Consider the following 10,314-nt stretch of genomic DNA (forward strand, 5'->3'; position numbering starts at 1 on the left):
GGTCAAGCGCGGTCAAGCGGAGGGAACGCCGGGAAAGTTTCACGCGCGGGCAGGAGGGCCCTGCCCCGGAGCAGCGCGCACTCTCCCGCCGGGCGGTACGCAGGGGTGAACCGTTGGCGCGCGCGGCTCTCGTTGATCAGTGTGTGCGGCATGACGTACTGGGCAGGCGCGGCGCGGATCGCGGCCGTCGCGGCATCGATCGTGCTGCTCTCTCCGGCGCTCGTGGCGCCGCCTGCGGCGGCCCTCTCCTCCAGCCGGAACCCGCAGCAGAATCCCCCGCAGAGGCCTCAGCAGGATTCCCGGCAGGAGCCGCGCCGGCATCCGGCGAGGGACCTGCGCTGGGGCGACTGCGCGGGCGTCGACGACCCCGCACTGCGCTGCGCGGAGGTCACCGTGCCGCTGGACCACCGCCACCCGCGCGGCCGGACGATCACGATCGCGATCTCGCGGCTGCCCGCGACCGACCCGGGCCGGCGCCGCGGCGTCCTGCTCACCACCGGAGGCGGCCCCGGCGGGCCGGGCGTGCCGCTGCCGTCGAGCCTGGCCCCCCTGCTGTCCCCCGAGGTGCGGGCGCGCTACGACCTGATCGGCTTCGACATCCGGTTCGTCGAACGGAGCACGCCCATCGGCTGCGGGCAGGCGGTGGAGGAGCCCGGCGGCTACCGGGTCCGCACCGCCTCCCCCGGAAGCTTCCCGGCCGACGCGGCCGAGGCCCGCGCGTACGCCCGCGACTGCGTCCGCGCCTCGGGGTGGGCCCTGCCGCACGCCACCACGGCGAACGCCGCCAGGGACATGGACATCATCCGAGCCGCGCTCGGCGAGGAGAAGATCTCCTACCTCGGCGGATCGTACGCGGGGATGCTCGGGGCGGTCTATGCCGCCTTGTTCCCCGGCAGGGTGGACAGGTTCGTGCTGGACAGCCCGGTGAACCCGGACATCGCGTGGCGGCCGTACGAACTGGACCGCACCCCGGCGTTCGAGGCCGGGACGGCCGCCTTCGCCGCCTGGACGGCCGGGCGCGACGCCGTGTACGGCCTCGGCGGCACGGCGCGGGAGGTCACCGACGCCGTCGCGGGGCTGATCCGGCGCGCTGCGACGGCTCCGATCGTCGTCGCGGGTCACGCCTGGACGTCGGGCGAACTGGGGACGCTGCTCGTGGCGGGCATCTACGACGAGCGCTCCTTCGGGCTGGTCGCCGCGGCGTTCGCCGACATCGCCGCCGGGCGGGAGCCCTTCGTGCCGTTCCCCGTCCGCCCGCTGCCGCCCGTGGGGGTGCCCGGCGTCCCGGCCGACAACCACACGGCGACCAACATGGCCTACCGGTGCGGGGACGGCCCCTGGCCGCGTGACCTCCGCGACTACCAGCGTGATCTCGACTCCTACAGCGCGCGATATCCGCTGTTCGGCCCGGCCAACGCCAACATCACGCCGTGCGCCTTCTGGCCCCGGATCGCGGACGAGCCGGTGCGGCTGCCCGCCGGCCGGACGCCCGGGGTCCTGGTGACCGCCGCGCTGCGGGACGTGGCGGCGCCGGTGGCCAGCAGCCGCGCCGTGGCCGCGGGCATCCCAGGCTCGCGCCTGGTCACCATCGACGCGCACACCCATGCGCCGTACCCCGCCTTCGGCGACGCCTGCCTCAACGGCCAGGTCGACGCCTTCCTCACCATCGGGACGCTCCCGCCCGCCGACGTCGCCTGTTGACCTCTGGAAACACCCGCGAACCCACGGTGACGCCGGCGGCACTCGGGCGCCGGTCGAGTGCTGCTGCTGCACCCAGAGGGACCCGAGCTGAGGTGCGGCGGAGGCTGCGCAGACGCGGGATAGCCGTCATGACGTGCGGAAACGGCGCTAGACCACGTCGAACTCGTTCCCCTCGGGATCCACCATCGCCACCGCATAGTGATCGACCCCGGGCTGCGACAGCACCCGCACGACGGACGCCCCCGCCTGGACAAGCCGCTCCACCTCGGCATCCACCCGCGCTTTGCGGGTCTCCAGCGGTACGTCCTCCCGCTTGCCGCCCACCTTCACATCCAGGTGGAACCGGTTCTTGACCACCTTGCCCTCAGGCACCTGCTGGAACCAGATCCTCGGCCCGTATCCCTCGGGATCGACGATGCTGTCGCTGCCGTCCCCCTCGCCGAGCTCGTCCTCCGGCACTCCGACACTGCGCCAGTAATCCCGCCACGTGTCGAATCCACCCGGCGGCGGCTCCACCGTGTACCGCAGCGCGCCCGCCCAGAACCGGGCCATCCGCTCGGGTGCCGCACAGTCGACGACCAGCTGATAAGAGACCATGGCGGCCATCCTGCCGGACCCGTCCGACAATCGTCGGCTCACGGCCCGAACGGCTCCTGGGCCGTCGTCGCTCGCGGCCGTGACACGACCATGACACGGCGCGGACGAGGCGGGGACACGACCGGCCGACAGTTATCGGGTCGGCGTGAGAGTTCCGGCGAAGGCGATCGCGAAAAGGAGAAGGCATTGGCGAATGACGGGGAATGGGACCGGCGTTCGGTGTTGCGGGGCGCCGCGGTGCTGGCCGGTGCGGCCGCGACGGCGCCGCTGTTCGGCGGGGCGGCCAGGGCGCTGGCCGGCAGCGGCGAAGCGGACGCTCTGTTCAAGGCCGGGAAGTTCGAGCAGGCCGGCCGCGCGTACGAGGAGATTCTGAAAAAGGACCCGGCGAACCTGCACGCGGCCCGACGACGCGGCTATGTGGCGCTACTGGCCAACAAGTTCCCTGACGCCGAGAAATACCTCAAGATGGCGATCGAGCTGGCGCCGGGCGACAAGGACGCCAACTATTTCCTGGCCGACTGTTACATCCGGCAGGACAAATTCTCCCTCTCCGCACCACGCTGGCAAGCAGCCGGCGAGGACGGCTACGCCAAGTGGTTCGCGGCGGTCAGCGGAGAGCCGTACCAGATCCACGGCGACATCGCGCATGTGCCATTCCAGCAGATGGACCCGATTCCGCTGGTGGAGGCCTCGGTCAACGGCGGGCCACCGAAGCGCTTCACGTTCTACACCGGCGCCCCGAGCCTGAGCATGCGCGCGTCGGTGGCCAAGGAGGCCGGGCTGAGCCCCGTCGCCAGTCAGAAGATCGAGTACGAGAACGACACCATATGGGCGTTCTACGGGGTGCTGGACTCCTTCACGCTGGGCGGCATCGAACTGCGCAACGTCCCCGTGGGCTGGTCGTCGAGGGAGTCGGGCGAGGATGTCGACACGGACAGCGACGGCCTGATCGGCACGTGGGTCTTCTACCATCTGCTGACCACCTTCGACTACGCGGGGCGGTCGCTGATCCTGCGCCGCCGGACCCCCGAAACGGCCAGGAATGCACGCGCCGCCGCCGCACGGGCCGGCGCCGAACCTCTGCCGCTGTGGCTGGCCCGTGAGCAATACCTGCACAGCAGGGGCAGCATCGCCGGCGCCGCCGGCTCCGCCACAGGGGTGGTGGGCGTGAACTTCGGCGGAAGGGGCGAGATGGCCGCGGTCGTGTTCGGCGACACCGCCAAGCGGTTGGGGATCCGCACCGACTACGACCGCCCGATCGGGACCTTCGCCCACAGCCACCCGGCCGTCACCTACCCCTGCTACCCGAAGGAGATCCGCCTCGGCGACGCCACCGCCAAGGAGATCTACTGCGAGAACCACCCAGGGGCCGAGCTCGCCGCCTTGGGGTTCGACGTGCCGACCGCCTTCTTCCACTGCTTCTACAAGCCCTACAACGTCACTCTCGACTTCACCGACATGAACCTCTACATCGCCCGCGGCAAGGCCATTTGATCAGCGGGCGAGGAGGGCGCGCAGGGCCGCGGCGACGCCGGCCGGGTCCTCCTCGGCCATGAAGTGCCCGCTTGTGACCGTGGTGTGCACCAGGTCGGGCGCCCAGGCACCCCACAGCGCCTCGGCGTCGTACCCGAGGGCGGCCCCCCAGTCCTGCTGGAGCACGGTCACCGGCATCCGCAGCCGGTTCCCCGCCTCCCGGTCCGCCCGGTCGTGGTCCACGTCGATCCCCGCCGACGCACGGTAGTCCGCGATGATCGAGGGCACCGCCGTACGGCAGGCGTCCAGGTAGGCGGCGCGTACGTCGGCGGGGATCGCCCCCCGGTCGAGGGTCCAGACGTCGAGGAAGTGGCCGAAGAAGGCGTCCGCGCTCGCACCGATCATCCGTTCGGGCAGGCCGGGCGGCTGGGCCATCAGGTACAGGTGGAATCCGACGGCGGCCCCCGCGCCGTGCATCACCTCCCACATGTCCAGCGTGGGCAGCACGTCGAGGCAGGCCAGGTGGCTGATCGCCGCCGGGTGGTCGAGCCCGGCGCGGAAGGCGACCAGCGCGCCGCGGTCGTGCCCGGCCAGCGCGAACCGCTCGTGTCCCAGCGCCCGCGCCAGGGCGACGACGTCGGCGGCCATCGTGCGCTTGGAGTAGGTCTCGCGACCGGCCTCGGCCGGCTTGTCGCTGGCGCCGTAGCCGCGCAGGTCGGGACAGATCACGGTGTGGCCGGCGGCCAGGTCGGCGGCGACGTGCCGCCACATCAGGTGGGTCTGGGGGAAGCCGTGCAGCAGCACGATCGGGCTCCCCGACCCGCCGACGGCCGCGTTCAGCGACACACCGTCGGCGACCGGCACGCGAAGGTAGTCGAAACCGGGAAGGACAGGCGCCATGACGCGCCCCCTTTCTGTGCGGGATCAGATGCCCTCAGGCTGCCGGACGTGAATGAGCATCCGGTCAGCGCGCTACCGTGGCAGGTGCCTTGAGCTGGGGGTTCGCGCGGAGAGGGGGCGGCAGGGTGGGAGTCGCGTTCGGAGTGCTGGGGCCGGTGACGGCCTGGGACGGCACCGGCGGCGCGATCGCCCTGAAGGGGCCGCGGCACCGGGCGGTGCTGGCCCGGCTGATCGTCGCCCGCGGCCGCGTCGTCCCGGTCACCCGCCTGATCGACGACCTGTGGGACGATCCGCCGGCGGGCGCGGTCGGGGCCGTGCGGACGTTCGTGGCGGCGCTGCGCCGCGCGCTCGAACCCGATCGGCGGCCCCGCACCCCCGCGCGCCTGCTGGTCACCGAGGGACCGGGGTACGCGCTGCGGGCAGGCGCCAGGGCGGTGGACGCCTGGCGCTTCGAACACGCGGTGGGCGTCGCCGCGGACCTGTCCCCCGAGGACGGGCTCGGACGGCTGGAGGAGGCGCTGGGGTGGTGGCGCGGCCCCGCCTACGCGGAGTTCGCCGACCAGGACTGGGCCCGCGCCGAGCGCTCCCGTCTGGCCGAGCTCCGGCTGCACGCGGTCGAGCGTCACGCGGAGATGCGGCTCGCCCTGGGGCGGGCGGCCGAGGCGGTGCCCGACCTGGACGCGCACGCGGCCGGGCACCCCTGGCGGGAGGAGGCCTGGCGGCTGCTCGCGCTCGCGCTCTACCGCAGCGGGCGGCAGGGCGACGCGCTCGCCGTGCTGCGCCGGGCGCGGGCGCTGCTGGCCGACGAGCTGGGAGTGGACCCGGGCCCGGAGCTGCGCCGCCTGGAGGCCGACATCCTGCGCCAGGCCGACCACCTCGACTCCTCGGCGCACGGCGCGGCCGAGCGGGTGTGGGCCCAGGCGACCGCCGCCTACGACCGGGCCGTCGCCTCCGGGGCACGGGCCCGCCTGGAGTCGACGGCGGGACTGCTGCGCGATCTCGCCGTGACCGGGGGCGGCGGCCTGCAGGCGGCGCGCGAGCACCGCGTGGCCGCCGTCGAGGCGGCCGAGGAACTCGGCGACGCGGAGCTGACCGCCCGGGTGATCGGCGCCTTCGACGTCCCCGCCATCTGGACCAGGTCCGACGACCCCGGGCAGGCGGCGCGCATCGTGGCGGCGGCCGGGCGCACGCTGGCCGCACTGGTCCCCGGTCACGAGGCGGCCCGGGCCCGTCTGCTGGCCACGATCGCGCTGGAGTCGCGCGGCGACCGCTCCGGCTGCGGGCCTCGGGCGGCGCGGCAGGCCGAGGAGATCGCCCGTCGTCTCAACGACCCCGCGCTGCTCGCGTTCGCGCTGGGCGGCCTGTTCATGCAGACCTTCCACCGCACGGGCCTGGCCGCCCGCCGCGACGAGATCGGCGCCGAACTGGTGGAGCTGTCCGCCCCGCACGGCCTGGTCACCTTCGAGATGCTCGGGCACCTCATCCGGATGCAGGCCAGGTCGGCGCTCGCGGACTTCACGGCCGCCGACGCCCACGCCGCCGAGGCCGACCGCCTGGCCGTACGGCACGAGCGGCCCCTGGCGGGTGTGTTCACCGGGTGGTATCGGGCGCTGCGCCTGGACGCGACGGGCCGGGCGACGGCGGAGGAGGCCGAGGCCGCCTATCGGAACGCCGCCGCCCGGCTGGACGGCGCCGGCATGCCCGGCATGGAGCGCGGCCTGCTGCCGCTCGCGCTGCTGTGCCTGCGCCTTCGGCACGGGCAGTCCCCGCCCGGCGTCGAACCCACCGGCGAACCCATCGACTGGGGACCGTACGCGCCGTGGGCCCGGCCCCTGGTGCTGCTGGCGCGCGACCGCCGCGACGAGGCGGCGGCGGCGCTGCGCGCCCTGCCCGAGCCGCCGCACGACCTGCTGACGGAGGCCCTGTGGTGCCTCGCCGCCCGGGCGGCCCTCGCACTCGGCGACCGCACGACGATGGAACGCGCCTACGCCGCGCTGCTGCCCGCCGCGGGCGAGCTGGCCGGGGCGGGCAGCAGCGTGCTGACGCTCGGCCCGGTCGCCGCGCACCTGGAGGACCTCGCCGCCGTCATCCGGGCTTCTCCGCCGCGTTGATCGGCCACACGATCGGCCGCGCCGGCATCGGCGCCCTGGGATCGGCCGACGGATTTCCTTTCAGCGCCGGCGGCGGGGGCCCGGCCGGCGGCCGGCGCCTCGGTCGGCGGCGGGGGCCGGGGCCGGGCGGGCCTGCGGTCCCGACCAGTGCGCCGGGCGGGTGAGGGCCGGGGGCAGCTTCGTGGCGTCGTCTCCCCTGGCCGCGTTCACCTGGGCCTGGGTGAGGAAGACGCTCCCCGTGAGGTCGGCGCCGCCGAGGTCGGCTCCGCGCAGGTCCGCCCCGATGAGGTCCGCGCCGCGCAGATCGGCCCCGCGCAGGTCCGCCCCGATGAGATAGGCGCCCCTCAGGTTGGCTCCGCGCAGGTCGGCCTTCCTCAGCCGGGCGCCGATGAGGTCGGCTCCTCTGCGGTCGGGAGCGCGGCCCCCGGCCGACGCACGCACCAGCTCGCTCGTCCGCAGCAGCAGCACGTTGACCTTCTCGCGGTGGGCGGCGACGTCCACGCCCAGCAGGTCGTCGGGGGTGCCCAAGGTCAGGCGTTCGGTCTCCTCGTACGCGCCGCGCAACTCGGCGTGGATCGGGCCGGCCGCCGGCAGGGACATCGCCTCGTCCAGGTACCACAGCAACTCGTGCAGGTGCCGTACGACGGGGAAGACCTCGAACATCCGCGCCGCGGTCCCCGGTTCGTCCCGCCAGCTGCGACCGAAGGTGACCTGCGAGACCTTCTGCCCCGCGCCGAAGCAGTCGTAGACGGTGCAGCCGGGAAAGCCGCTCTCCCGCAGACGCGCGTGGATGCCGCAGCGGAAGTCGTCGCGCAGGTTGGGGCACGCCCGCCCGGCGTCCTTGCTGATCGCGAAGTCGGCCGAGGCGGCGAAGGGCAGCGCGACGCAGCACAGCCCGAAGCAGTTCGCGCAGTCGGCCCGCAGGTCGGTCCGCCTGCCGGGGCCGGAGCCTGCCGGATCGTCCGCGCGGGCGTCCCCGTGGTCGTGCGTGTGGGGCAACGTGCCTGGTCTCCTCGTGCTCGGGCGGCGCCGCCGGGTCGCTGGCCGTCCCGGCGCCCAGCTAGAACGTATCCCACCGGACGAGCACCGGGTGCCCGGCCTCCGCCGGGGGTCGGCGGCTCACGCGTGCGCGCTCCCGTTCCCGCATCGGTCCGCGGCGGAGGCGGTGAGGTGACGAACCATCCGGACCAGCCCGGCGCGCCGCGCGGCCGGGCTGTCGCCTTCGGCCCCGGCCATGATCATGCGTACGACCTGGGGAGCGGTGAACCACCAGGTCGCCAGTGCGTACACCGCGTAGACCAGGTGTGCGGGCTCGACCTCGGCCGTGAGGAGGCCGTTCTCCCGCGCGGCGGCGAAGGCGGCGACCTTGCCGGCGTAGTGGGCGGCCCGTTCGTCTTCGGCGGCCACGCCCGTCCGGCCGTCCTCCAGCCCCTCCCAGGCGAGCAGGCGTAGGAAGTGCGGGTGGGCGCAGTGGTAGTCGAACACGCGCCCGGCGTACTCGCCCAGGTCGGCCATCTGCTCGGGAGTGAGGGGGACGGCGGCCGCCACCCTGGCCAGCTCGGCCTCCAGGACGGCGGTGAACAGCTGCCGCTTCCCGCCGAAGTACTGGTAGATGCGCTCCTTGTTCACCCCCGCACGCGCGGCGACGCGGTCCACCCGCGCACCCTGCGGGCCGTGCTCGGCGAACTCCTCGACCGCCGCCTCCAGCAGCAGCCGTTTCGTCCTGGCGGTGTCCCATGCCATGACCGGCAGCCTACACAACTCCAACTCGTCAGTTGGATTTACGCAGCACCCGTGCCATACTCCAACCGACCAGTTGGAGATTTGCCGGCCGGCCTCGCTCCACGCCACCACGACAGATGGGAAAACGGCATGACCGCCACACCCTCGACCACCCGCGAGGTCGTCGACGCCTTCTTCGCCCGCTTCGCCGCCGGTGACATGCCAGGGCTGCTCGACCTGTTCGCCGACCAGGTGGACTTCCTCGTCCCGGGCGACCCGAAGGTGCCCTGGACGGGGGCGCGCTCCGGCAGGGACGAGATCGCCGAGTTCTTCACGCTGCTCGGCACCGAGCTCACTCCCGAGGAGTTCACGATCGACACCACCCTCGTCGAGGGCGGGCACGCGGTGACGACCGGCCGCAGCCGCTTCCGCGTGCTGTCGACCGGCAGGTCGTTCCTCAACGAGTTCGCCCTGCACTTCACCGTCGCCGACGGCAAGATCGCCGGTTATCGCATGCATGAGGACAGCCACGCGATCAGCGAGGCGTACGCCGCCTGACCCGTCAGGGACCGGCCGGTCCGGCCGCGGACGGCCGCGTGCCGTTCCCGGTCCGGCGGCCGGCCCGTGACGCGACCGGCCCCCGGACGGCCCGACCCTCGGGGGCGGCGGGGCCGAGGTCCAGGCCGTGGCTGCACGGGATCGCGGTCAGCTCGTCGAACCAGGCGGGGCTGCCGGAGCGCGGGGAAGCCCACCCGTTCCAGCCCGGTGAGCGACTCCAGGCGAACGCCGTCGGGGCCGCGCAGCTCGGCGGCCTGCTCGGCGGCGAGGAGCACGCCGAGCTTCTCCATGGCCACGAGCATCGCGTCAAAATCGTGCCCGGCGGAACGCTCCCCGACCAGGCCCACGTCCGGTCGGAGGACTGGACGATTTCGTCCAGTTTGTGGTGGTATGCCGGAGTTGTCAAGGCTGTTCCTCCGGCATGGCTCCGGAGGGGCCGCCGCACCCGAAGGCAGGGTTGTCACATGACCGATCGAGGGCCGAGGAAGGAATCGCCGAGGCTCACCGCGCGCGGTGCGGCCACTCGCGAGCGCATCGTCGCCACCGCCGCGGACCTCATGCTCCGGCAGGGGGTGGCGGCGACGACCCTCGACCAGGTGGTGGACGTGTGCGCCATCAGCAAGTCGCAGCTCTATCACTACTTCCCGGACAAGGAAGCACTGATCACCCAGGTGATCGCGATGCGGGAGCACCGCATGGTCGTGTCCCAGAAGCCGCAACTCGACCAGGTGCGCTCGATGCGGGACCTCGAAAGGTGGCGCGACTCGCTGGTGACGGGTCTTCGGGAGCGCGGCGAACCCTACAAATGCCCCATCGGGGCGCTGGCCAACGAGCTCTCCTGCCGCAGCGACGACTCCCGTCAGTCCCTGGCCGCCGTCTTCGCCAGGTGGCAGGGCCTGCTCGCCGCCGGCCTGTCCCGCATGCGGGACAGCGGCGAGCTCGACCCCGGCGCCGACCCCGGAGAACTCGCCGTCGCGGTCATCGCCGCCCTGCAGGGCGGCTACCTGCTCGCCGAGACCATGCAGGACGACCGGCCCTTCGCGCTCGCCCTCGACATGGCACTGAACCACGTGAAAGCCCAGGTCAGAGACCCTGCCGCCGATTTGACACACTCGGCCGACTAGCCCAAAGTGGACGAAATCGTCCACTCGCCCCTTGGCGGTGCCGACCGTCCACGGGTGCGGCAGGAAAATGGTGAGACCGATGCCGTTTCTGCGCTCGGCCCAAGCGCGCTACACGACAGCGGCGACAA

Annotated in this window: 10 protein-coding genes; 5 read left to right on the forward strand and 5 right to left on the reverse strand. The window is 73.3% G+C overall.

The window, feature by feature from the left end; genetic code table 11:
* The first annotated feature begins 150 nt into the window (after window positions 1–150).
* The gene (locus tag ABZ860_RS40970; protein WP_357231589.1) at window positions 151–1,701 is read left to right on the forward strand and encodes an alpha/beta fold hydrolase; all 1,551 of its coding nucleotides are present in this window, start codon (window positions 151–153) and stop codon (window positions 1,699–1,701) included.
* Between the two features lie 147 nt (window positions 1,702–1,848).
* Here the strand turns inward: ABZ860_RS40970 and ABZ860_RS40975 are convergent, their stop codons facing one another.
* The gene (locus ABZ860_RS40975; protein ID WP_357231592.1) at window positions 1,849–2,298 is read right to left on the reverse strand and encodes a VOC family protein; all 450 of its coding nucleotides are present in this window, start codon (window positions 2,296–2,298) and stop codon (window positions 1,849–1,851) included.
* 186 nt (window positions 2,299–2,484) lie between these two features.
* Here ABZ860_RS40975 and ABZ860_RS40980 point away from each other — a divergent pair, with 186 nt between their 5' ends.
* A complete protein-coding gene (locus ABZ860_RS40980) occupies window positions 2,485–3,792 on the forward strand; it encodes a tetratricopeptide repeat protein (RefSeq protein WP_357231595.1) in 1,308 nt (435 codons plus the stop codon).
* On the opposite strand, the gene ABZ860_RS40985 is transcribed toward ABZ860_RS40980, so the two are convergent.
* Window positions 3,793–4,671 (reverse strand): alpha/beta fold hydrolase, encoded by an 879-nt coding sequence (locus tag ABZ860_RS40985; RefSeq protein WP_357231598.1) that lies wholly within the window; start codon window positions 4,669–4,671, stop codon window positions 3,793–3,795. It abuts the gene before it with no gap.
* Window positions 4,672–4,796: 125 nt separating this feature from the next.
* On the opposite strand from ABZ860_RS40985, the gene ABZ860_RS40990 reads away from it, so the two are divergent.
* A complete protein-coding gene (locus ABZ860_RS40990) occupies window positions 4,797–6,782 on the forward strand; it encodes an AfsR/SARP family transcriptional regulator (protein WP_357231601.1) in 1,986 nt (661 codons plus the stop codon).
* Between the two features lie 60 nt (window positions 6,783–6,842).
* Here ABZ860_RS40990 and ABZ860_RS40995 read toward each other — a convergent pair whose 3' ends face one another.
* Both ABZ860_RS40995 and ABZ860_RS41000 read right to left on the reverse strand, forming a co-directional pair.
* Window positions 6,843–7,706, reverse strand: a complete 864-nt coding sequence (locus ABZ860_RS40995) for a pentapeptide repeat-containing protein (protein ID WP_357231620.1) — start codon at window positions 7,704–7,706, stop codon at window positions 6,843–6,845.
* Between the two features lie 195 nt (window positions 7,707–7,901).
* Entirely contained in the window at window positions 7,902–8,525 is a 624-nt protein-coding gene (locus ABZ860_RS41000; RefSeq protein ID WP_357231604.1) for a TetR family transcriptional regulator, read from the reverse strand.
* A gap of 129 nt (window positions 8,526–8,654) precedes the next feature.
* Between ABZ860_RS41000 and ABZ860_RS41005 the strand changes: the two genes are divergently transcribed.
* Window positions 8,655–9,062 (forward strand): nuclear transport factor 2 family protein, encoded by a 408-nt coding sequence (locus ABZ860_RS41005; RefSeq protein ID WP_357231607.1) that lies wholly within the window; start codon window positions 8,655–8,657, stop codon window positions 9,060–9,062.
* Here ABZ860_RS41005 and ABZ860_RS41010 read toward each other — a convergent pair.
* Window positions 9,011–9,364 (reverse strand): hypothetical protein, encoded by a 354-nt coding sequence (locus ABZ860_RS41010; protein WP_357231610.1) that lies wholly within the window; start codon window positions 9,362–9,364, stop codon window positions 9,011–9,013. The two genes, ABZ860_RS41005 and ABZ860_RS41010, sit on opposite strands and share 52 nt — an antisense overlap.
* A gap of 162 nt (window positions 9,365–9,526) precedes the next feature.
* On the opposite strand from ABZ860_RS41010, the gene ABZ860_RS41015 reads away from it, so the two are divergent.
* Window positions 9,527–10,186: a TetR family transcriptional regulator gene (locus ABZ860_RS41015; protein WP_357231613.1), complete on the forward strand. Its 660-nt coding sequence runs from the start codon at window positions 9,527–9,529 to the stop codon at window positions 10,184–10,186.
* The last annotated feature ends 128 nt before the right edge of the window (window positions 10,187–10,314 follow it).

The organism is Microbispora sp. NPDC046973 (genome assembly GCF_040644495.1).
Classification (GTDB): domain Bacteria; phylum Actinomycetota; class Actinomycetes; order Streptosporangiales; family Streptosporangiaceae; genus Microbispora.